This is a genomic window from Microbispora sp. CA-102843 (assembly GCF_050936215.1).
Taxonomy (GTDB): domain Bacteria; phylum Actinomycetota; class Actinomycetes; order Streptosporangiales; family Streptosporangiaceae; genus Microbispora.
This window is the reverse complement of record NZ_JBNJNF010000001.1, coordinates 565,481-588,686: the sequence shown is the minus strand read 5'-3', so window position 1 is coordinate 588,686 and position 23,206 is coordinate 565,481. Positions and strand designations below refer to the sequence as shown.

Annotated in this window: 15 protein-coding genes; 9 read left to right on the top strand and 6 right to left on the bottom strand. The window is 70.2% G+C overall.

All coding sequences use genetic code 11. From position 1 onward, the window contains the following. The first annotated feature begins 48 nt into the window (after positions 1-48). A complete protein-coding gene (locus ACQEVJ_RS02860; protein WP_433096853.1) occupies positions 49-681 on the top strand; it encodes an NAD(P)-dependent oxidoreductase in 633 nt (210 codons plus the stop codon). 93 nt (positions 682-774) lie between these two features. Then, positions 775-1,401 (top strand): class I SAM-dependent methyltransferase, encoded by a 627-nt coding sequence (locus tag ACQEVJ_RS02855; protein ID WP_433096851.1) that lies wholly within the window; start codon positions 775-777, stop codon positions 1,399-1,401. 57 nt (positions 1,402-1,458) lie between these two features. On the opposite strand, the gene ACQEVJ_RS02850 is transcribed toward ACQEVJ_RS02855, so the two are convergent. Beyond that, a complete protein-coding gene (locus tag ACQEVJ_RS02850) occupies positions 1,459-2,130 on the bottom strand; it encodes a hypothetical protein (protein WP_433096849.1) in 672 nt (223 codons plus the stop codon). Positions 2,131-2,303: 173 nt separating this feature from the next. On the opposite strand from ACQEVJ_RS02850, the gene ACQEVJ_RS02845 reads away from it, so the two are divergent. The 3 genes from ACQEVJ_RS02845 to ACQEVJ_RS02835 all read left to right on the top strand — a co-directional run bounded on the left by ACQEVJ_RS02845 (position 2,304) and on the right by ACQEVJ_RS02835 (position 6,379). Further along, positions 2,304-3,557: a HupE/UreJ family protein gene (locus tag ACQEVJ_RS02845; RefSeq protein WP_433096847.1), complete on the top strand. Its 1,254-nt coding sequence runs from the start codon at positions 2,304-2,306 to the stop codon at positions 3,555-3,557. A 116-nt stretch (positions 3,558-3,673) separates the two neighbouring features. After that, a complete protein-coding gene (locus ACQEVJ_RS02840; RefSeq protein ID WP_433096845.1) occupies positions 3,674-5,203 on the top strand; it encodes a fibronectin type III domain-containing protein in 1,530 nt (509 codons plus the stop codon). A gap of 138 nt (positions 5,204-5,341) precedes the next feature. Beyond that, entirely contained in the window at positions 5,342-6,379 is a 1,038-nt protein-coding gene (locus tag ACQEVJ_RS02835) for a WxL protein peptidoglycan domain-containing protein (RefSeq protein WP_433096843.1), read from the top strand. Positions 6,380-6,431: 52 nt separating this feature from the next. On the opposite strand, the gene ACQEVJ_RS02830 is transcribed toward ACQEVJ_RS02835, so the two are convergent. Both ACQEVJ_RS02830 and ACQEVJ_RS02825 read right to left on the bottom strand, forming a co-directional pair. Then, positions 6,432-8,558, bottom strand: a complete 2,127-nt coding sequence (locus ACQEVJ_RS02830) for a prolyl oligopeptidase family serine peptidase (RefSeq protein ID WP_433096841.1) — start codon at positions 8,556-8,558, stop codon at positions 6,432-6,434. Between the two features lie 536 nt (positions 8,559-9,094). Then, positions 9,095-9,937, bottom strand: coding sequence for a hypothetical protein (locus ACQEVJ_RS02825; RefSeq protein WP_433096839.1), 843 nt, complete (start codon positions 9,935-9,937; stop codon positions 9,095-9,097). Between the two features lie 220 nt (positions 9,938-10,157). Between ACQEVJ_RS02825 and ACQEVJ_RS02820 the strand changes: the two genes are divergently transcribed. Continuing rightward, positions 10,158-10,355: a hypothetical protein gene (locus tag ACQEVJ_RS02820; protein WP_433096837.1), complete on the top strand. Its 198-nt coding sequence runs from the start codon at positions 10,158-10,160 to the stop codon at positions 10,353-10,355. Positions 10,356-10,475: 120 nt separating this feature from the next. Here ACQEVJ_RS02820 and ACQEVJ_RS02815 read toward each other — a convergent pair whose 3' ends face one another. The 3 genes from ACQEVJ_RS02815 to ACQEVJ_RS02805 form a co-directional block, all read right to left on the bottom strand. Continuing rightward, a complete protein-coding gene (locus ACQEVJ_RS02815; RefSeq protein ID WP_433096835.1) occupies positions 10,476-11,423 on the bottom strand; it encodes a GNAT family N-acetyltransferase in 948 nt (315 codons plus the stop codon). Between the two features lie 522 nt (positions 11,424-11,945). Next, positions 11,946-12,473 carry an EF-hand domain-containing protein gene (locus ACQEVJ_RS02810; RefSeq protein WP_433096833.1) on the bottom strand — a complete coding sequence of 176 codons (528 nt, stop codon included), beginning with the start codon at positions 12,471-12,473 and terminating at the stop codon, positions 11,946-11,948. 401 nt (positions 12,474-12,874) lie between these two features. Beyond that, the gene (locus ACQEVJ_RS02805; protein ID WP_433096831.1) at positions 12,875-13,759 is read right to left on the bottom strand and encodes a sigma-70 family RNA polymerase sigma factor; all 885 of its coding nucleotides are present in this window, start codon (positions 13,757-13,759) and stop codon (positions 12,875-12,877) included. A gap of 74 nt (positions 13,760-13,833) precedes the next feature. On the opposite strand from ACQEVJ_RS02805, the gene ACQEVJ_RS02800 reads away from it, so the two are divergent. From ACQEVJ_RS02800 to ACQEVJ_RS02790, 3 genes are all read left to right on the top strand, one after another. Beyond that, positions 13,834-14,256, top strand: a complete 423-nt coding sequence (locus tag ACQEVJ_RS02800) for a DoxX family protein (protein ID WP_433096829.1) — start codon at positions 13,834-13,836, stop codon at positions 14,254-14,256. A gap of 201 nt (positions 14,257-14,457) precedes the next feature. Continuing rightward, the gene (locus tag ACQEVJ_RS02795) at positions 14,458-22,065 is read left to right on the top strand and encodes a type I polyketide synthase (protein ID WP_433096827.1); all 7,608 of its coding nucleotides are present in this window, start codon (positions 14,458-14,460) and stop codon (positions 22,063-22,065) included. A 121-nt stretch (positions 22,066-22,186) separates the two neighbouring features. Next, on the top strand, positions 22,187-23,206 hold the full coding sequence (locus ACQEVJ_RS02790; protein WP_433096825.1) for a 3-oxoacyl-ACP synthase III family protein: 1,020 nt from the start codon (positions 22,187-22,189) through the stop codon (positions 23,204-23,206).

Below are 23,206 nucleotides of genomic sequence, written 5' to 3'. Positions count from 1 at the left end.
CAAGGTTACCGCCCGCACCACCCCGGAAATCGAGAGGGAGCAGAAGGCATGCGCATCACAGTGTTCGGGGCGACCGGGAACGTCGGCAGACGTGTCGTCGCCGAGGCCGTGTCCCGCGGACACGAGGTGACCGGCGTGGCCCGCAATCCGGTGAGGCTCGCCGGACTGCCCGGCCAGGCGCACGTCCGGGTCGGCGACGCGACCGACGTGAACGACGTCGTCGCGCTGACCGCCGGGCAGGACCTGGTGATCACCGCGACCTGCCCGGCGCCCGGCGACGAGAGCGAACTGGTCACGGTCGCCACCACGTTGCTCGCGGCCTGCGCCAAGACCGGCGTACGCCTGCTGCTCGTCGGCGGCGCGGGGAGCCTGACCGTCGAGGGCGGCGGCCTCCTGATGGACAAGGCGGGCTATCCGTCCTTCCTGCTGCCGATCGCGGCGGCGTGCGTCGGCCAGCTGGCGGCCTGCCGGGCCAGCACCACCGTGGACTGGGCCTACCTGAGCCCGGCCGACCTGCTCGTCCCCGGTGAGCGGACCGGCGTGTACCGGGTGGGCGCCGACGAGCTGGTGGTCGACGCCGACGGCGACTCCCGGATCTCGATGGAGGACCTCGCGGTGGCGTTGCTGGACGAAGCCGAACGGCCGCGCCACCACCGGACCCGTTTCACCGTGGCGTACTGACCTCATCGGGACCCGGCGACGGCCGACCGCCATGGCCCGCGGCCTCGTAACGTGAAACCATGTGCGGAATTCCCGTTCCGGAAGGGTCGGTCGATGCGGGCTACCACGGATGCCGACGTACGCCGGGTGTTCGACCGGATGGCGGATCGCTACGACGGCCAGATGCTGGCCTGGGAGCGCCGCCTGTTCCCGGGCAGCCGGGAGTGGGCCGTCGAGCAGGCGCGCGGTCACGTCGTGGAGATGGCGGTCGGCACCGGTCTCAATCTCCCGCTGTACGACGCCGGAACCACGGTGGTCGGGATCGAGCTGTCCGAGCGCATGCTGGAGCTGGCGCGGCGGCGGGTGACGCGGGCCGGGCTCGGCGAGCGAGTGGAGCTGCGGCAGGGCGACGTGCAGCGTCTGGACCTGCCCGACGGCGTCGCCGACACCGTGCTGTCCACGTTCACGATGTGCACCATCCCGGATCCGGCGGCCGCGGCACGCGAGGCCTACCGCGTGCTCAGGTCGGGCGGGCGGTTCGTGCTGGCCGAGCACGGGCCGTCGAGCAACCCGGTCATCCGGGCCGGGATGCGGCTGCTGGAACCGCTGTTCGTGCGGTTCGAGGCCGACTACCTCACCCGCGACCCCCGGCCCTACCTTGAGCAGGCCGGTTTCGAGATCGAGTCGGTGACGCGGATGACACGCGGGATCAGCTTCCGGGTGCTGGCCGTACGGCCATGACCCGATCGGCTCGCGAAGCCGGCGTGGCCGACGTCGGCCCTCGCGCTGAGGGACGCTCTAGTCGAGCCAGACCACGATGCCGGTCATGCCGTTGAGCACGGCCGCGGCACCCGCCCGGACGGCACGCCCGGCGCGCTCGGGGGTGAAGCTGGCGGGATCGTACGTCGAGGACATGCCGAGACCCTCGCCGCGGAACGACGCACCGGCCCAGTCGGCGGCGGTGACGTTCGCCGTGGGCTCGGCAAGCTCCGCGCCGACCACGAGGAACTGCTGGTCGAGGTGGTTGGGAGAGACCAGGGCCAGGGGGTCGATGAGGTCGGCGCCGGCGCTGACGATGAGGTCGGGCTTCATGTCCATGGCCCTGCTGATGCTCGGAACGAACTGGTCCGGCTTCGTGGCCGTGACGGTCCTGAGGCTGACGCGCTCCTCCTCGGCCCACGCCGTCACCGCGCTGACCAGCGTCTTGGTCTGGGGGTCCTCTCCCGCGGTGAGCAGCACCACACGGTAGCCCTCCGGCGGCCGGATCCCGTTCCAGGAGCCGGGCCGGGGCGTGATCGTCGCCTCCGGGGCGGGTGACGCGGCAGGGAAGAACCCGGGGCCGGGGGTGCCGACGGGGGTGGGCTTCGCGTGCGGCCGGGACCAGTCGTCGCCGGAGCCGCATCCGCCGGCCAGCAGGGCGGTCGCGACTGCCGCGGCCAGTGTGCAGGCAGGCAGAAGCCGAGAGCGCATGGGATCGTCCTTCGGGGCGGCGGGAAGTGCGCCTATTTCCTACCCCATGATCTGCGGCCTTCGGCGCCGGGGCCGTCTCCGCCGGGCTTGATTCCTCGACGGTTCGCGCACGAGATACCGCGCGTTCATCTCAATCGAGCAGATTTCGTACGCCAAAGCCGAAAAGGAGTCATATGTCCCCCGCCGCTCGGCGTCGTGTCTGTGCTGTCATCGCCGCCGCAGCCGTGGCCGTCCTGTTCAGTGCCCTCTCAGCTCTGCTCGGTGTCGTCATCGCTTTGCTCGGGGCCCTGCCCGCTCTCGCCCACGGGTTCACCTCGACGGTTTACGTCAACCTCGTCTCGCCCCAGACCGGGCACGTCCGCACCGAACTCGAGCTGGAGTACGACCTGCTCGTCGTCTCCGCCGCCGACTACGAGAAGGACGACCCGCTCTTCAAGGCGGGCACCGCGGCGTTCGAGGCCGGTGACGCGGGTCAGCAGGCCGCCGCGCTCGACGCCCACGCCGACTCGGTCGTCGCGTACGTGACCGAGCGCTTCGGCGTCACCGCCGCAGGTAAGGCGTGCGCCCCGGTCAGGGACGGCGGCTTCACCATCGGGCGGCGCGAGGACGTCCCGTACGCGCGGCTGATCCTCGACTACCGGTGCCCGGAGTCCGCGGAAGCGCACGAGGTGCGCAGCGGGCTGTTCCCCGGCTCCGAGGGGTACGTGCGCGACAGCAAGACGATCGTCACCTACGACCTCGACCTGAAGTCCGGAAGCACGGCCCTCGACGCTCAGCATCGGTCGTTCTCCACGCAGCAGTCCTGGTTCGAGCGGTTCTGGGAGTTCTTCCGGCTCGGAGCCGAGCACCTGCTCGGCGGACTCGACCACATCCTGTTCCTGCTGGCGCTCATCGCCGGGTCACGCCGCCTGCGCGAGATCGTGCTGGCGGCGACGACCTTCACGCTGGCCCACTCGGTGACCTTCGTCCTCGCCGCCCTCGGCCTCGTGCAGGCGCCCGCGGCGTTCGTCGAGCCCGTCATCGCCCTCTCGATCGCGGTCGTCGCGGGGTGGCATCTGTGGCGGATCTGGCGGCGCCGATCGCACGCCACGGATCTCGAGACGGCCGGTCACGGCCGCCTCGGCCTGGACCGCGCGGGCTGGACCCGACTCGCGGTGGTCTTCTGCTTCGGCCTCGTGCACGGTCTCGGCTTCGCCGCGGCACTGGGCATCGATCAGGCCTGGTCGTGGACGCTTCTGTGGTCGCTGCTCGTCTTCAACGTGGGCATCGAGGTCGTCCAGTTGACGATCATCGTCGCCGTCTTCCCGCTGCTCGCCCTGCTGCGTCACCACCGGCCGATCGCGGGGTTGTGGACGACCGGGGCGATCGCGGCGGGTGTGTCCGCGATGGGCCTGGTGTGGTTCGTGGAACGTGTTCTCGGAATCTGAGATCACATCACAACTTCCGGCAAGCGCAACGGTCCGCCTGCCCGACGTTCATCTCCGCGACACCGGACCTCGAAATCGTGCAAACCGCTCCAATACCCCCAAATGGATGGAAAGCAATGAAGCTCGACAAGGGGACTCAGGGCCCCGGGCTCGTCCTGCGCCGGGTGGCCATGAGCGCCACCGCGGCGGCCCTCAGCGCCACCGCCGTGTTCGGCGGCGGCCTGGTGACCGCGGCCCACGCTGACAGCGCGACGCTCACCGGCATCATCCTCGGCGTGGGCGGCGACGAGACGCAGCGCGTCGTGTCGTGGTACTCCTCGGCCGGCACCGCGCAGGTGGTCCAGGTCGCGCCGACGTCCAAGGTCGTCAACGGCAAGTTCCCCGCAAGCGCCGTCACCTTCCCGGCCACGGTCACCGCGAACGTCGTCAACGGCGGCTACAACGCGCACGCCACGATCGACAGCCTGAAGCAGAACACCGCGTACTCCTACCGGGTCGGCGCCGAGGGCAACTGGTCCTCGACGTACTCCTTCACGACCCAGGACTTCAACGGCAACAACCTCGACTTCCTGTTCTTCGGCGACCCGCAGATCGGCTCGTCCGGCAACGTGGCGAAGGACGGCGCCGGGTGGGCGGACACCCTGAACGTCGCCCTCGCCGCCAACCCGAAGGCCGAGCTGCTGGTCTCCGGCGGCGACCAGGTCGAGACCGCCAACACCGAGACCCAGTGGGACGCGTTCCTCGCCCCCGACAAGCTGCGCCAGTACCCGTGGGCCGCCACCATCGGCAACCACGACGTCGGCGGCAAGGCGTACGAGCAGCACTTCTGGACGCCGAACACCGACCGTTCCGCGCCGTACTACAACGGCAGCGCGTCGACCCGTTCGGGCGGCGACTACTGGTTCAAGTACAAGAACATCCTGTTCATCGACATCAACAGCAACGCCTACGCCAGCGGCTCCGACGCCGCGCACATCGGCTACATCACCGATGTCGTCAAGCAGCACGGCGCCGGCGCCAAGCACACGGTGCTCATCTACCACCACGCGATCTACTCCCCGGCCGCTCACGCGAACGACGCCGACAACAAGGTGCGCCGTCAGGACTTCCCGACGGCCTTCTCGAAGCTCGGCATCGACCTGGTCCTGCAGGGTCACGACCACAGCTACTCCCGCAGCTACGTGATCAAGAACGGGCAGAAGGCGAACAAGGACGAGCAGCCCGGCGCCACCGAGGTGTCCCAGGGCCCGGGCGGCGTCATCTACGTGACGGCGAACTCCGCGTCGGGTTCGAAGTACTACGACCTCACCGCTCCGGACGCGACCCAGGACCCGAACTACGGTCCGGACCCGCTCAGCCCCAAGAACCACTGGGCCAACTCGGTCGAGAACCAGGAGCACGTCCGCACCTACGTGCGGGTCCAGGTTCGCGGCAACAAGCTCGTCGTCGAGAACATCCGCAGCAGCACCTGCGCCGCCCCCAACGCCGCGGTGGAGCTCGGCAACGTGAAGTGGTGCGGCCCGGACAACGGCGCCACCGCCGCTCCCGCGGTCGGCTCCACCGTCGACAAGGTCGTGATCCACACGAACGAGGGCAAGGCCGGCGAGAACAAGTCGGCCGCGTCTGAGTCCGACTGGCTTCAGTAGTCGGCCGAGGGTGACGCGGGGCCCTCACGACGAGCCGATCCGGCCCCGCTCAACCTGGTGGGGTGGGCGCCCTCAGGCGCCCACCCCACCGCACGTAGTCCATCCCGCCGCTCCCGGAACCACCAGAGGACCATGCAGATGCACCCGCCGAGACCGCGTACGACAACCGCAGCAGGCTCCCTCGCCCGGGCCGTCGTCGTGGCGCTGCTCGCCGCGTTCGGCCTGTTCGGAGCGGGGACGGGCCCCGCCGCGGCGGCGGACGGCGAGGTCTCCTGGACGGTCGCGACGGCCTCCGGCGACTTCGGGTCCGACCGGCGGAACTACAGCTACACCCTGGACCCGGGCGGGCGGATCGAGGACGGTCTCGTGGTCGCCAACCACGGCACGACGCCGCTCCATCTGAGCGTGTACGCCGCGGACGCGTTCACCACCGGGCAGGGCCGGCTCGACCTGCTCGGCGAGGACGCGAAGTCGGCCGGGGTGGGTGCGTGGGTCCACCCGGACCGGCCCGACGTGACGGTCCGGCCCGGCGAGTCGGCCGAGGTGCCGTTCACAGTCGCGCTTCCCGACGACGCCGCGCCCGGCGAGTACATGGGCGGCATCGTCACCTCGCCGATCCAGCCCGGTGCGGCGGACGGGCGCCGTCTCGGCATCCGGATCCGCCTGCGCGTGGGCGGAGAGCTCAAGCCGAGCCTGTCGGTGGAGGATCTGGAGGTGCGCTATTCGGGCACGCCCAATCCGATCGGGACGGGCGACGCCACCGTCACGTACACGATCCGCAACGACGGCAACAGTATTCTGACCGCTCGGCAGACGGTGTCCTTGTCCGGACCCTTCGGGCGCTGGGACGCCCGGGCGGGAGACATCGACGACTCGCCCCAGTTGCTCCCGGGCGACACCTGGAAGGTCTCCGTACCGGTGCACGGAGTGACTCCCGCGCTGAGACTGACGGGGACGGTCATGCTCGTCCCGCTGCTCACCGACGCGGCGGGCTCTGTCGCCCCGCTCGCCGCCGTCGAGAGCACCACGCACACATGGACCCTCCCCTGGGCGCTGCTGCTTCTCCTCGTCGTCCTCTGCGGGCTCGTCGTCGCGGCTCTGGCCTCCCGGCGCCGCCGGAAGACCGCGCTCCGCGAAGGGCCGGCGCGCTCCGGCACACCGCTCACGCAGGGGTGAACCGGCGGGAATGCGTTCCGCCTCGGTGACGCCACGCCAGGCAGGCCGGCTTTCAGAATGGTTCCGCCGCGGTCTCGCGACGAGGTACGGCTGTCTTTTTGGGTGACAGGCCGGTGTGTTCGCCGGCGAAGGCCAGGATGTCCGCGGTCAGGGCGCGTTCCTTGCTCGCGGGCGAGGCGGCGTGGGCGGTGTCGGGTTCCCGGCGCATGAGGATCGGCCGGTCACCGCCGGTGGCGTGCTGAAGAGCCGCGCACATTTTCGTGACGTGGGCCTCTCCCGTCTGCACATCGGTTACCGCACCGGTGAGGAGAAATGCGGGATAGGAGGCACCGGGCGTGACGTTGTGGTAGGGGGAGTACGCGAATAGCCATTCGAGTTGTTCGGGCTGGGAAGCGCTGCCGAATTCGTCCGTCCACGTGCATCCCAGGCCGAAGTTCTCGTAGCGCACCATGTCACACAGCGGGCCCTCGGCGATGACCGCGGCGTACAGGTCCGGACGCTGTACGGCGGCGGCGGTGACCAGGAGACCACCGGCGGACTGCCCGTAGATCGCCAGCTGGTCCCGGGTGGTCAGACCGGTGTCGATGAGCCAGGTCGCGGCGTCGTTGAAGTCGCTGATCGCGCGGTGTTTGTGCGGTCCGCGGCCGGCGTCGTGCCAGCGTTGGCCTTCTTCGCCGCCTCCGCGTACGCAGGCGACCGCGTAGGTGCCGCCGGCTCCGACCCATGCGGCCGCCAGGGGGAAGAACCACGGGCGCATGGGCATGCCGAAGCTGCCGTAGCCGTACAGGAGGGTGGGGCGCGGCCCCTGGTGGTCCTCGTCCGGAGCGAACAGGAACAGCGTGATCTCGGTGCCGTCACCGGCGCGACAGCGCACGGCGCGGCTGCGGATCGCCGGAGTGTTCCCCGCTGTCGCGGCCCCGGCCTCCTGTTCCGTCGTGCCGCGTACGGCGTCGTAGCGATAGATGGTGGGAGGCGTGGTCGCGTCGCAGTAGCTGAACCACGCCTGGTGCCCGTGGGGGACGCTCGTGCGCAGGGAGGACACGACGCCCGCGCCGGGAAGGGGCAGATCGGTGAGCATCCGGCCATCGGCCAGGTCGTGCAGTGTCAGGGCGGAGGTGCCGTGGCGGGCGCGGGCCACCAGCAGGAGGGGCCGCGCAAGCGCCGGGCCGTCCAGGACCAGGCACTCGTCCAGGGGAGCCTCAGGATCTTCGGCCACCAGCGTGCGCCAGGCGGCCGGATCGGTGTCGTGCCGGTCCGCCACACAGACGCGGCCGCATGGGGCCTCGTAGTCGGTGACCAGCAGCAGGGCGCCGTCCGCGAGGAAGCGCGGGAGAACGCGGGCGCGGAGGACGTTTCCGTCCACGATCTTGACGAAGCGCGGGACCTCCGGATCGTCGAGTTCGGCCACGTACACGTCGTTCTGCGAGGCGGGCCCGGCCATCGCGGTGATCGCCAGCCAACGGCCGTCCGCACTGACCGTGAGCCCGTAGTAGTGGTCGGGGGCGTCCTCGCCACCGAACACCACCGCGTCGGCCTGCCAGGGCGAACCGATCCGGTGCAACCGCACCCGCCGCTGCAACCGCATGTCGCCCGGGGCCAGTTCCTCGTCGGGAACCCGGCTGACGTAGTAGAACGCGTCCCCTCCCGGCAGCCAGGCGAGCGAGGTGTTGCGGGCGCGCGGCAACGGCCCGTCCACCACCTCGCCGGTACGCACGTCCAGCACGATGATGTCGCTGCCGGGCTGCTCGGCGACCTCCATTTGAACGGCCACGCGTTCGCCCTCACGCGAGGGCCACCAGGCGTACAGCCCGGTGTGGCCGGACGGATCGAGCTCTACCGGATCGACCAGCACCCGCCTGTTCCCCTCGGCGTCGACGACGAGCAGGCGCCGTTGCTCATCCCCACGGAGCTGCTCGGCAAGGAACATGAGCGAGCCCCGAACCACCGGAGGCTCCGAAACGCCGAAGGAGGACACCTGATCCACCGACGACGCCCACGATTGCTTCTCCCACCATCCCTCACGATGCGCGTGGAAGAGACGATCCTGCGCCGCGACCCAGTCCCGTACGCGTGCGTCATCGCCGTCTTCCAACCAGCGATAGGGATCGGAAACCGGGAATCCGAACAGATCCTCCACCAGATCGCTGCGCCAAGCGGCAGGGTAGAACAATCGCGCCATATACGCCCCCCGATGTACGGCCCCGCTTGAGAAAAGGTGGAGGCACTGCGGCCCATATGCGCCGCAGCACCCCGGTCCACTCGGTTACGACTCGCCGCGGAGAATATCCGCCTGCCAGCCGCGTACGCCGCCAATGCGGGCGGCGGGAGTGGAGTCCTTATACGGCAGGTATCCAGTCATGTCAGCCTCCTGGATTCCGGCGACTCGCCCCAGAAAGGGCGATTACGACGACGACCGTCCCCGCGCCTGGGATCGATAAACACCGGCGTCGCCTCCTGGACCCTCGGCACGTGCGAGCCGAGGGTCCGTCAACCATCCCCCCGTTAAAATCTCGCGCAAGAAACGAAGGCGTACAAGGTAATTCGGACCATTTCGAGATAGATCCCAGGGCTACGGAAGCTCTCACGTCGTAAGACCGAAATCCGAGTTTCACAGTTTGTGGGCACATGAGGTTTGATCACGCGGTAGGCACTGGTCAGCGTGTTTCGGGAAGCATGCGGGACGCACATGGGCGTCGGGCGACATCGCCCGCGCACCTACAAGGTCTTCGACGAATGCGACCAGCGCAGCGCGTGCGCGTAGCTCGACGCGGAGACGTTCGCGTTCAACGCGACCGTGTGGCGCACCTGGGTGTCGGTGTAGCCGTAGGCGGCCACACCGCCCGCGGACGCGCTGTTCGCGACGACCGCACCGGTGGCGAGCACGTTCTCGGTGACCGACCCGCCGACGGAGACGCCGACGACGCCACCGGCGTACTGGGTCGTGGCGTGCACGTCCACCGTGGAGACGCTGTCGCGGACGGTGCCGAACTGGTGGCCGGTGACGCCGCCGACGTAGCTGTTCGCGGTCAGCGACCCGTCGACGCGGACCCGCTGGATCGTGCCGTGGTTCTGGTCGGCGACCAGGCCGGCGGTCGAACGGTCGGTGGTGACGTCACCCTGGACCACCAGGTCCTCGATCGTGCCGTGGTTGTCGGCGAACAGGCCCGGCCCCTGGTCGGCCGGGGCGGCCAGCCCGGAGATCGTGTGCCCGTCGCCGTCGAAGACGCCCGTGAAGGTGGTCGTACGGCCGATCTGGGCACGGTCGAGCCCGGTCAGGTTCAGATCGGCGGTCAGCCGGTAGTGCCCGGCCGGGTCGTTGTCGACCTTGGCCAGGTCGTCGGGCGAGTCGACCAGGTAGGGGGACTGCTCGCTGCCCTCACCGGCCAGGCCCTCGCGCAGGGTCACGGCCGGCTGCACCGGCTTTTCGGACGCCAGGGAGCCCCACGTGAAGAGCTTGACCGTCGAGCTCGGCGCCACCGGCAGCGGCGTGCCGAACCGGACGTACTGCTCGCGCCCGCGGTGGTCGAGCGTGACGTCGAGGGTGCGCACGTCGATCATCCGCAGATCCTCACCCGAGCTTCGTGGTCGCGCCGGTGTGGGTCTGCGCGGACATCGCGATGGTGGATTCGTCCGATCCGACGCGACCCTTCGGAGAACATCATGAATGTCATCTACACCGTGCTCTTCGCCTTCGCCCTCGGCTTCCTCATCCGGAACAGGAGTACCGCAGTAGCCCTCTACCTGGCGGGGGGGCGCCCTGGTCTTCGGCTTCCAGTCCGTGAACCTCCTCCTCGAGTGGGTCAACGGCAGTGAGGCGGCGTTCGGAGACCGCTTCCCCAAGTACGATCCGTCGGGGGTGGTCCGCTACGGCCTCGTCAACCTCGTGATCACGGTCGTGGGGATCGGACTGACGATCCTGGGGGTGACGATCGGCGCGAAGCGGGCGGCCAAGCGGGACGTCGTCAACGTCGGCTGACGACTGGTCGTTCGCAGGGTGAGCGGTGCGCCGCCGGACAGGAACCGCTCACTCCCGAGATAGTGCTGATTGCCTGCGTCCTCAGTACGGCAGGCTGGTGATCAGACTGGCGCGAGCGAGTCAGCTCCAGGTCATGTTGATCTCACGCTCGAACTCGACGTATCCGGCCCGCCTGAAGGCGTGCGCCATAGGAACATTGCCGAGGTCCGTCGACGCCCGGATCTCCGAGTTCTCGTGGGTGGCGAGGATCCGGGTGCCCACGGCCAGCAGGTCGTCGATGTAGCCCTTTCCCCTGTACGCGGGCAGGACACCGATGTACGCGATGATCGGGCGATAGTTGTTCCGGGCGGGGATGACGAACCCCACGGGATCTCCGTCGGGGGTCGTCGCCGTCTGCCACCACTCCCGCGGGCTCCGGTAACGCGCCATCTCGTCGTCGTACTGCGCGGCCGCCGCCTGCGCGGGGGTCATCATGGCGAGATCGGCGTGGCTGTGCGCGTCGAGGGTGCCCTCCAGGACGAGGGTCATCAGCTCGACGAGCTCGCCCCGGTCGCGCACGGGCCGGAACCGCAGCCTGCCGCTCGGCTCGGGGATCGTCGTCCCGGGCCGCCACTCCAGCCGCAGCCGCTCAACGAGCAGCCGCGCGCCGGCCGCTTCGAGCACGGCCATCCGATCCTCGACAACCCGCCGGGCGGTCGCGTCGTCACGCCAGCCGGGCGGGACAAACCGGCTGTATTCGATTCGCGGGGCGCCAGGCGGGATGACGGCGGCCGTGGCGGTCTCCAGCAGTCGGGTGCCCACGTCGCGACGCTCGGATTCGGGCAGGGTGTCGTCGAGGTCGAAGACGTCGAGCATGAACGGCGGCTCACCCTCGCCGCGCGACCACCAGGCGATCCTGGCGGGAAGGCGGTCGCCGCGCAGGGCCATCCACATCCGCTCGGGCCGACGGCGGCCGGAGTCGAGGTCGCCGGCCAACTCGTGGTCGAAGACATACGACAGGCGGTTGAAGAGGTCGATCTCCTCGCGCCCATTGATCGGGCGCATGGTCAGGTCGTTGTTTCGCGTCATGGCACTTTCCTTGGTCAAGGTGTGCCTGATCGCTCCTGGGGATCAGCGCTCGGCCGAGCCCAGGGAAGGAACAGGCACGATCGTCGAGGTACGCATCGGCTTATCCCTCCTCTCGCGGCTGTTGCGGTCATGATCGACCGGGGTCGGCATCTTTCTATCCGACTCGCCGTGGCCCTGGAAAAGCCTTTTCCCGCCCGCTGCCATCCGCGCGTTCTTATCCCGCCTCCGTCCTGGCGGGTGGCCTTCCGCCAAGCACTGATCGCGCGCCACCGGGCCCACCCCCCGGCTACCGAGGGTGTCTCGGCTCGTCTCCCAGGTGAACCACCGCAGACGAGTCGCCCATGTCCACCCTGGTCAAACCCCAGATCAATCCCTGCGGCCAGCTGATTGCATGGCGGCCTCGGCCATCGCCGTAGACGTTGGCGGCTTCGCGGCAAGTCAGATTGTCGCGCTCAAGCGAATGACTCGCGAAACGTTCTAGCGAGTGGAGCGGGGTTTCCAGGCGGTGACGCCGGCCCTGGGCTATTCCACCAGCGCGCCGAAGGCGTAGGTCCCGGGAGCGTTCGGGTTGTCGCCCGCCCAGAACTCCGTCCAGTGGGTGCGGAACTCGTCTCGGGTGAGGTGGCCGTCGCCGTCCAAGTCCAGTCGCGGGAAGATCTCGTCGGTCGCCGTGGGCGTGCCGTTCCACGTCTCGATGAGTGCGCCGTACTCCGAACGGGAGATGAGGCCGTCCCCGTTGAGGTCGATGGCCTCGAACATCGCGTCGGCGGTGGCGGAGACCGCCTCCGCCCTGTCGTCGAGGCCTTCCACGACGAGGAGCACCTCGTCGAGAGTGACGGCGTTGTCGCCGTCGCGGTCGGAGGCGGCCCGGAGCACCGGCCACCAGCCGGTCATGACGGAGGCGAGTCGCTCAGGATCGGCCGATCCGGCGACGGCCGTCCAGCGGCGGGCGAGCGCCTGGAAGTCGGCCTCGGTCAGCCGGCCGTCTCCGTCCACATCCATCGCCCGGAAAACTCCGACGACCTTCCTGCGCTGGAACTCACTGGCCACATCCGCCTCCGCTCTCCGGGAGACTCCATGCTTTCGGGCGATCACTGTTGGCGACCATATCCATTTGAGTGATTAACCTGTTACGCACCGTCGTCCGGCGAATCCTCCCGACAGAAGATCGAAAACGCGAAGCACTGCGGGCGGCGGACATGAGGGGAATACAGGGCCGGTTTCCCTTTTCATCGGGCTCGCTGTTGTCCTCGCCCTGGCACCGGTGCACTGGCTGTTCGGTCGGATGGTGAACTCCGAGCCCGGGCCGCATGGCCGGACCTGGCTCGACCAGCACACATTCATGAATGTTCCGATGCAAAACGCCGCCTTCGGTCAGGCTCCCGCCCGGATGCGTGACCCGGGGGATGGATCGCGTCGCTCGGGCCGTACGACCGTACGGCCGTCGGCGGTCAAGGGCCGACAGCTGCGAGGCCGACGTGTCGAAGGCGTTCGGGATCGGCGATCATCTCGATTACGACGATCTTGTCGTGTCTGAAAGTGAGGCCGAGTGCCCCGATGAGGCGACCTCGCGGGACGATCGCGAGACCCACGGCTCCGTTCACCAGCGCGGGCTGTACGAACCGTGCAGCCCGCGAGAAGGCGAGCGCGTGGGCGCCCACAGCCCGTGCGCCTCGCAGCAGCCCTGCTGCGCCAGGAGTAAGTTCGGCGCTGCCGTCTCGGAGGAGGACATCGGGATCGAGTACGGCGAGGAGCCCGTCGAAGTCACCTTCTCGCAGCGCGGTGAGGAATGCCTGGACGACCTGTCGTTGGCGGGTGATATCGACCTGCCGGGGTGGGGTCGCGCCTTGGACCCGTCTGCGGGCGCGGCTGGCGAGCTGACGGGTAGCGGCCGGGGAGCGTTCAAGGATTGCGGCGATCTCGTCGAAGGGCACGGCGAAGATGTCGTGCAGGACGAAGGCGATCCTCTCGGCGGGGGCGAGGTTGTCGAGCACGACCATCAGCGCGGGACCGACCGAGTCGGCCAGCAGGGCCTCGGCTTCGGGATCGTTGACGTCGTGGTCTCCGGCAGAGGGCTCGGCCGTGGTGTCGCCGATGGGCTCCTCGCGGCGACTCCGGCGGGTGCGCAGCATCTTGAGGCACTCCCGGGCGACGACGGTGGTCAGCCACCCGGCGAGGTTATCCACGTCGGCCGTGTCGGCGCCGCTGAGACGCAGCCATGAGTTCTGCACCGCGTCGTCTGCTTCTGCCTGCGAGCCCAGCATCCGGTAGGCGACCGCCCGCAGATGGGGCCGCTGCTCCTCGAAACGCGCCGCCAGCCAGTCGGCCTCGTCCATCGGTCACATCCTTCCGCCCCGGGGGTTCACAGCGATGAACCGGCACCTCCCTCGGATGTGACAAGGAGCATCCCATGACACCGATTCCGGGCATCGTCAGGCGCTACGGACCCGTGCGTTTGAGATTGGCGGGCTACTGGCTGGCCACCGCAGCGGTGGCGGCCGAGCTGGCAGCCGGCGGCATCTGGGATATCGCGCGGCTTCCATACGTCCGCGACCTGGTGACGCACCTGGGCTATCCGCCCTACTTCCTGGTGCTGCTGGGAACGTGGAAGGTGCTGGGCGCGATCGCCCTGCTCGCCCCGCGTCGCGCGTTGGTCAAGGAATGGGCCTATGCGGGCGCCTTCTACACCTACACCGGGGCCATCGTCTCCCACCTGACCACTGGGTACGACCTCGGCGAGGTGTGGCTGCTGGCCATCCTGACCGCACTGACCGCGCTGTCCTGGGCGCTCAGGCCCTCCAGCCGCCGCACGCACCGCCTCACCGTGCAGTGAAGGCCATGTTTCCCACATACCTCACATAACATCTCCCTCTTGGGCAAATACGCAGAGTGCCTATGCATATACCAGGAGTTGTGATGACATAGTGGCCGACCCGCCTAGCCCTGCGCCAGGCGCGCTAGGTGGACCCTGACCGAGACAGCAAGCCGACCGGCGAAGTGCCGAGTCGTGGTGGACCTGAGCAGGAAGGGCGACATGAGCGCGGACGACCCGACAGCAGAGCAGACATGGCCGGAGCACGCGGCGGCGGTGGTGGGCGTGGGATGCCGCCTGCCCGGTGGGATCGTGAACCTGGACGGGCTGTGGCAGGCGTTACGGGAGGGCGCCGATCTGGTCGGCCAGATCCCGCCGAGCAGGTTCGAGGCCGATCGGTTCGTCGACGACACCATGCCGAGGCCGAACAGGAGTTACACCCGGGCCGGAGGCTTCCTCGACGAGGACATCACCGCCTTCGACGCCGCCTACTTCGGCATCTCCCCCAAAGAGGCCGCCTCGATGGACCCGCAGCAGCGGTTACTCCTGGAGATGGCGGTCGAGGCCCTGGACGACGCGGGCATCGATCCGGCGGTGCTGGCGGGCACGGACACCGGAGTGTTCATCGGCATCTCAGATCCCGCCTACGGCACCATGCAGGCGTTGGAACCGGGTGCCATGGGCCCGTATTCGATGTCGGGGGGAACCCTGTCCATCGCGGCCAACCGGCTGTCGCACTTCTTCGACCTGCGCGGGCCGAGCATGAGCATCGACACCGCGTGCTCCTCGTCGTTGACGGCAGTGGAGCGGGCCTGGCGGTCCCTGGCGGAGGGATCCAGCCGGGTGGCGCTGGCCGGTGGGGTCAACCTGCTGCTCAGCCCGGGCCCCTTCATCGGTTTCAGCCAGGCGTCGATGTTGTCGCCGACCGGCCGGTGCCGGGCCTTCTCCGCCGACGCCGACGGGTTCGTACGCGCGGAGGGCGGCGGTGTGGTGGTGCTCAAGCGCCTGGCCGACGCGATCGCCGACGGGGACCGCATCCACGGCGTCATCGTCGGCGCCGCCGCCAACAACGACGGCCACACCGTGGGGCTGGCGTTGCCGAACGCCGAAGCGCAGGAAGCCCTGTTACGGCAGGTGTACACCACAGCGGGCATCAGCCCCGACGAGATCGTGTACGTGGAGGCGCACGGCACCGGCACCCAGGCCGGTGATCCGGCCGAATGCCAGGCGCTGGGGCGGGCGCTGGGCAGCCGGCGCACGCGCGGAGTCCTGCCCATCGGCTCGGTGAAGTCCAATCTGGGGCACCTGGAGCCCGCCTCCGGCATGCCGGGGCTGTTCAAGGCCCTGCTGGTGCTCCGGCACCGGATGATCCCGGCCTCCTTGCACGCCGCCACGCTCAACCCCCGTATCGACTTCGACGCCCTGGGCCTGAGCGTCACCGTCGAGCCGCGACCGCTGCACGACACAGGCGAGCGGCCTGTGGCAGGAGTCAACTCCTTCGGGTTCGGGGGCGCCAACGCCCATGTGGCGCTGGCCGCACCGCCCGCACCGGCTGCCGCCAGGGCGGCCGGGAACGAACCGGCGGAACCCCCCGCAGGAGCGCTGCCCGTCGTCGTGTCCGCGCGCAGCCGGTCCGCTCTGCGGGAAGCCGTGGAACGGGCCGCCGCGCACCTGACGTCACTCGATGAACGGGATTTCTACCACGTGGCCTACACCGCGACTCGGCGGCGCGGCGGCCACCGGCATCGCGCCGTGGTGCTGGCCGATACCGCCGCGGCGGCGGCGCGGGCGCTGGCGAGCCTGGCGGACGCCCCGGAGTCGACCGGCCCGGCCGGTGAGTCCCGTGCGGGCACGCGGCTCGGAGCCGGGGACATGGCGGTGGCGGAGTCGGAGGCGGTGGAGCACGGGCGGGTGGCGTTCGTGTTCTCCGGCAACGGTTCACAGTGGGCCGGGATGGGCGCCGATCTGCTGTCCGACGAGACCTTCCGCTCGGCCGTGGAAGCGGTCGACGCCGAACTGTCCGATCGGCTCGGCTGGTCGGTGCTCAAGGAACTGTCCCTGCCTGCCGACCAGTCACGGCTGTCGGCGACCGAAGTGGCGCAGCCGTTGCTGTTCGCCGTCCAGGTCGGCCTGGTGGAGATGCTCAAGGCGGCGGGCGTACAGCCAGGAGCGGTGCTCGGCCACAGCGTGGGCGAGGTCGCCGCCGCCTACACCGCCGGCGCCCTGTCACTGGCCCAGGCGACGCAGGTGATCTCCGAGCGCGGTTTGGCGCAGTCGGTCACCCGGGGGCGGGGCCGGATGGCCGCGCTCGGGCTGCCCGAGACCGCGGCCAGGCAGATCCTGGCCGGCTACCCGCAACTGGAGGTCGCGGCGGTCAACTCCGACCGCGACGTCACGATCGCCGGACCGGACGAATCGCTGAAGTCACTCTGTGAGGATCTCTCCTCGCGCGAGATCTTCTTCCGCGAGCTGGACCTGGACTACGCCTTCCACAGCGGCGCCATGGATCCGGTGCGGCAGCCCCTGGCCGAGGGACTCGCCGGGCTGCGGCCCTGCCCGGCGCATATCCCCCTGGTGTCCACGGTGACAGGCGGCCTGGTCCGAGGGCCGGAGCTGGACGCGGCGTACTGGTGGCGGAACGTCCGAGAGCCGGTGCGGTTCGCAGCGGCGGTCGAGCGGGTGCTCGGCAACGGCTTCGACGTGCTGCTGGAGATCGGCCCGCATCCTGTGCTGCGCTCGTACCTGCGCCGCATAAGCGGCACCGCGCGGGTACGCGCGGCCGTCGTGACCACCTTGCGCCGCGACGAGCCAGGCCCGGCGCGCGTCCGCCGCGCGGTCGCCGAACTCGTCGCGGCCGGTGCGCGGCTCGACTGGGATCGGTACTTCCCCCGCCCCGGCGCGGTGCGATCGCTGCCGGCCTACCCCTGGCAGCGCGAACGGCACTGGATCGGAGGCCCGCAAACCTGGGTGCAGACCAACATCGACACAACGATCCAGCATCCGCTGCTGGGACAGCGGATGCCGGTGCTGGACCCCACCTGGCAGGGGGAGATCGACCGGGTACGGGTGCCCTGGGTGGCCGATCACCGGGCCGGCGGCGCCGCCGTCATGCCGGCCACCGGATACGTGGAGATGGCCATCGCCGCCGCCCGGCTGGCCATGCCGGACGCCGCCGAGGCGGTGGAGGTGGACAGGGTCGACATCAGCCGGGCCATGGTGGTGCCTTCACAGACCGCCGCCGATCCGATATACGCGCAGACGTCGCTCTGCGCCGAGACCGGGGTGGTCACGGTGGCCAGTGCCGGCCGGCAGGCGGAGCAGCCCCGCGAACACTTCCGGGCCCGGGTACGGCCGCTGCTGCGCCGGATCCCGCCGCCGCTGGACGTGCCCGCGCTGCGCGCTCGCATCGGCACGCGCGTGGACGTGCCCGGCTACTACGCGCGGGCCGCCGAAGGACACATGGTGTGGGGGCCGGGGTTCCAGGTCCTGACCGAGCTGTGGATGGGCGAGCGGGAGGTGCTGGGCGCCTACTCGTGCCCGGAGCAGGGGCAGGGGCGCTACCAGATGCATCCGGTGGTGCTGGACAGCGCGCTGCAGGCCGGCGTGCTGTGGCTGGTGGAGTCGCTGCGATCGGGCCGCGGCTACATGCCCGCCGCGATCGGCTCCGTCCGCCTGTGGGGAACGCCCGCAGCACAGGGACTGGTGCACGTACGGGAACGTTCCAGCAGCGCCGAGGAGGTCTGCTGGGACATCGTGGTCGCCGACGACGACGGCCGGATCGCCGCCGAAGTGGAGGGCTGCCGGCTACGCCGGATGCCCGGCGTCCACATCACCCCGGTCACCCGTTACGAGATGGCGCTACGGGCCGCGCCCCGGGCCGGAACGCCCGCCGAGCCGTGGCCGGCCCCCCGCCCCGGGCAGATCCTGTCCGGGGCGGCTGAGCAGATCGACCGGCTGCGCTCGGCGTGGCACGAGCTGGACTACCCGCGGTACGCGGCACGGCTCGAAGAGGTCTTCGCCCGCACGCTGGCCGGCGCGCTCGGCGAGCTGACCACCGAGCGGTCGATCGGCGTCGAGGAACTGATCGAGGCGTGTCCAGGGGCGCACCACCGGCGGATGCTCCATGCGGCCCTTCCGCTGCTGGAGCAGCACGGACTGCTGGAGCGGCCGGTCGAGGGCGGCCTTCGCCTGGTGCCGCTGGGTGTGGGCCCGCACGAGCCGCACCGTGACCTCCACCGTGACCTTCACCGGGACCTCTACCGTGACCTCCACCGGGACCTCCTCACCCGGGGAGCCGCCTTCGCCGCCCAGAGCGCCCTGTCCGTGCGGGCCGGCCGGTGTCTGCCCGAACTGCTCGCAGGCCGGCGTGCCGGCTCCGACGTCCTGGGCTCCGGCGGCGGCCTTGAGCTGACGGAGCAGTTCCACGACGTCGGGCCGGTCAACCTGTTCACCAACCGGATCGCCCGGGCGCTCGTCGAGGAGATCGTCCGGCGATGGCCGGCCGACCGGCCGCTGCGTGTGCTGGAAGCCGGTGCGGGGACGGGCGGCACCACCGCCATGCTGCTGACCGTCCTGCCCGCCGACCGCACCCGCTACCTGGTCACCGACCTCGCCGAAGCGGCGTTGACCCGGTTGCGGCAGCGCTTCGCCGGCTTCGACTTCGTCGATTACGCCGTCCTCGACCTGGACGCCGACCCGGTCGAGCAGGGACTGACCGCGGGCGGATTCGATCTCGTGGTCGCCGCGAACAGCCTGCACCTGGCCCGTGACCTGCCCGCCGCGCTGCACCACCTGTCCACCCTCCTGGTTCCCGGCGGCCAGTTGCTCATCGCCGAACCGCACCGGGTGGGGACCCTGCTGCCCTTCCTCGGCATGCAGGAGGAGTTCTGGAACTTCACCGACCAGCACCTGCGCCCGCGCTCGCCGCTGCTGTCCCGGGAAAGATGGCCGGAGGTGCTGGCAGAGGCCGGCTACACCGAGGTCGCCCAGGCCGGCGACGACGACGAACGCGCGGCCGGCGACTTCTCGGTGATGCTCGCCACCGCCGGGGGCGCTCCCGCCACCGCGCACCCCGTACCGGACGCCGCCGGCACGTGGATCCTCGCCGGTGAGGACGGCACCGACGCTCTGACCGCCGAGCTGCGGGCTCTGCTGCGAACCCGTGGCGGCGACGTGCTCCACTCGCCGCTCAGCGACGATCCCGGCCACTGGACCGATCACTTCCCACCCACCGCCCAGACGGTCACCATCGCGGTCATCCTGGGCGGAGCGGACGACACGGACCCGAAGGCGACCGTCGACCAGATCACCCGGCGGGCGGCGGCGCTGCGGGCCATCACGCTGGCCTGCGAGCAACTGCCCGAGCACGTCGCGACCACGGTGTGGCTGGTGGCCCGCCCCTGCGGCGCGCTGCCGGAACCCCACCTCACCGACGTCCGGCTCCACCCCGAGGACGCGGCGACCTGGGGGACGACGCGCTCGCTGAGCAACGAGCAGCCGCGGCTGGCGATACGCAGGCTCTGCCTGCACCCCACCGGCGACGCCGCGCAGGACGCCGGCCGCCTGGCGGCGGAACTGCTCGCCCCGGGTGAGGAGGACGAGATCCTGCTCACCCGCCGAGGACGTTTCGTGCCGCGACTGCTGGAGTCAGGTGAGCACGCCCGCAGCCTGCCCGTCGGCTCGGCCGGCGCCTACCGGCTCAAGGTGTGCGATCCGGGGCTGTCGTACACACTGGCCTGGGAGGAGATCCCGATGCCGCGGCCCGGGCCTGACGAGGTCGTGGTCGAGGTACGCGCGATCGGGCTGAACTACCGCGACGTGATGCGCGCGGTGAACCTGCTGCCCACCGAGGCCGTCGAAGCGGTCTTCGGCGGGCACGAACTGGGCCTGGAATGCGCCGGGATCGTCACCGCCGCCGGTGCCGCCGTCACCGGGATACAGCCCGGTGACCGGATCATGGCCGCAGGACCCGTTGGGTTCGCCAGTCACGCGAGGGTCAAGGCGTGGGCGGCCGTCACCCTCCCCGAGGGGATGACCTTCACCGAAGCCGCCACCATGCCGATGGCGTTCTCCACCGCGCACCATTCGCTGGGGTACTGCGCACGTGTCAAGGCGGGTGAGACAGTCCTGGTCCACGGCGGCGCAGGTGGGGTCGGCCTGGCCGCACTGCAGTACGCCCGGTACCACGGAGCCCGCGTGATCGCGACCGCCGGCACCGCCGCCAAACGCGACCTGCTGCTCGCGATGGGAGCCGACCACGTCCTGGACTCGCGCAGCCTGCATTTCGCCGAGCAGGTCAAGGAACTGACCGGGGGCCAGGGAGTGGACATCGTGCTCAACTCGCTGGCCGGTGAGGCCATCACCCGGGGCCTGGAATGTCTGCGGCACGGCGGCCGGTTCATCGAGCTCGGCAAACGGGACATCTACCAGAACAGGTCCCTGTTGCTGCGCCCGTTCTCCGACAACATCGCCTTCTACGGCGTGGACGTGGGCACTCTCATGTGGAAGGCGCCCGAGCTGATGGCGGACAGCACGGCGCAGGCCGCGCCCCTCTACCACTCCCAGCGGTTCCGGCCGCTGCCGCACACGGTGTATCCGGCCGCCCGCGTCGCCGACGCCTTCGCCATGATGCGCCATTCCCGGCACATCGGAAAAGTCGTGGTGTCCTTCGACCCGCGCGACGAACCGGTCACCGTACAGCCCCAGCAGATGGTGCCGCGCCTGGAACCGGACGGGACCTACCTCGTCACGGGCGGCCTGGGCGGGTTCGGCGCGGCGACGGCTCGCCGTCTCGCCCGGCGGGGTGCCCGCCACCTGGCCCTGGTCGGCCGCCGGGGCGCCGACGCGCCCGAAGCTCCCGCTCTGCTTGAGGAACTGGAGAGATCGGGGGTGGAGGTCCGCGCGTACGCGGCCGACGTGGCCGACCGCGACGCCATGCGGCGGATCCTGCACGACCTGGACACCGGCGGCCACCCGCTGCGCGGCGTCGTACACGCGGCCATGCACCTCGACGACGGCCCGCTCGCCGACCTCGGCGACGACCGGATCCGAGCCGTCCTGCACCCCAAGGTGGCCGGCGCGATGGTGCTGGACGAACTGACCCGGGATCGCCCCCTCGACCTGTTCGTCATGTACTCCTCCCTCACCACCATAGGCAACATCGGTCAGACGTCGTACGTCGCCGCGAACCTGTTCCTGGAGGCGCTGGCCCGGCAGCGGAGCCGGCAGTGCCTGCCCGGACTGACGGCCTGCCTGGGCGCGCTCGCGGAAACCGGGGTGCTGACCCGAGGCAGGCAGGGAGAGGCACTGGCCAAGGCCGGGATCCCGCCGATGCCTCCCGCCCGTGCGCTGGACGCCGTGGAGGACATGCTCGGCGAGCACGCCGACGTCGCCATGGTGGGCCGCTGCGACTGGGGCCGGTTGCGGCAGGTCCTGCCCAGCCTGCAGCGTCCGTGGCTGTCCCTGGTGCTGCCGCCCGGCACGGAGCAGCAGGGGCCCGACCTGCTGTCGCTGCTGGCGGAGATGAGCCACGAGCAGAAGTACGCGTACATCACCGAGCAGATCACCCGGTTGTTGTCCACCGTCCTGCTCATTTCAGCCGACCAGATCGCCGGCGACCGGCGGCTGGACGAGTATGGACTGGACTCCCTGATGGCCACCGAACTGCTGACCTCCATCCGCAGCCAGTTCGGCATCGAGATCCCGCCCATGGAGCTGATGCGCGGCGGCGGCACCGTCGCCGACATCGCTCACAGCGTGCTCATCCGCCTCGGGCTGCACGGCGAGCAGCAGCCCGCCGGTGCGAGCCCCCATACCGGAGAGCCGGCCTGAAGCAGCGACGATGCGGCCCGCGACCGCGGCACCGTCCGCGGTCACGGGCCCTTCCGTCCCCCTCCCGACCGCCGGCCGTCCAGGCCCGACGCAGAAGACCGGCACAGAAGAGAGGTCTGCATTGACCCAGCTGCACACCCGGATGGCCGGGGTGGCCGCCCACCTGCCAGAGACCACACTGAGCACGGCTGAGCTGGAAGACCGGCTCGCCGACCGCAACCCCACCCTGGACCTGCCCCGAGGGCTGATCCACGACCACAGCGGGGTCCGGCGCCGGCACATCGCCCTCCCCCACGAGAAACCGTCCGACCTGGCGGCGCACGCCGCCCGCCGGGTCCTGGAGGACAACGGCCTACAGGCCGCCGACCTCGATCTGCTCATCTACGCGGGAGTGTCGTCCGACGCCGTGGAGCCGGCTACCGGACACGTCGTCGCCGCCAAGATAGGGGCCTGCTGCCCGGTGTTCGACGTACGCAACGCCTGCAACAGCGTGCTGAACGCCATCCAGGTGGCCGACGCACTGATCTCCGGCGGCCGTCATCGGCGGGTCCTCATCTGCTGCGGAGAACTGCCCACCGCCGGCACACCGTGGACCCTGGCCGGCGCCGAGGAGTACATCACCGTCGCCGCGTCCTACACCGTCTCCGACGCCGGTGCCGCGTTGCTGCTGGAGGCCGGTACCGAACCGGGGGTTCTCGCCCACCGGTTCTCCGCGTACTCCGCCGGATGGCAGGCGGCGGTCTCCGCGGTGGACAACCTCACCACCGACCCGTGGGCGGGCCGGCCCACCATCGGGCCGCTCATCGTCGACTCCGCCAAGTTGGTGCGCGGCATCGAGAACATCGACTACGCCGTCTTCCACAAACCCCTCGCCGATCTCGGGCTGACGTGGGACGACTTCGCGGCCATCTGCGTGCACCAGGCATCGTTGGCGACGCTGTGGTGGTTCTGCGACCAGGTGCGCATACCGCAGGGCAAGGTCGTCGTCACCATCGCCCAGCACGGCAACCTCGTCGCGGCAACGCTGCTCGTGCAACTGGCGCGGGTGGTCGGCTCGGGACGGGTACGGCGCGGCGACCTGGTCGCCCTGGTCGGCCTGGCCAGCGGGGCCAGTGCCGGAATCGTCGTCGTTCGGTGGTGA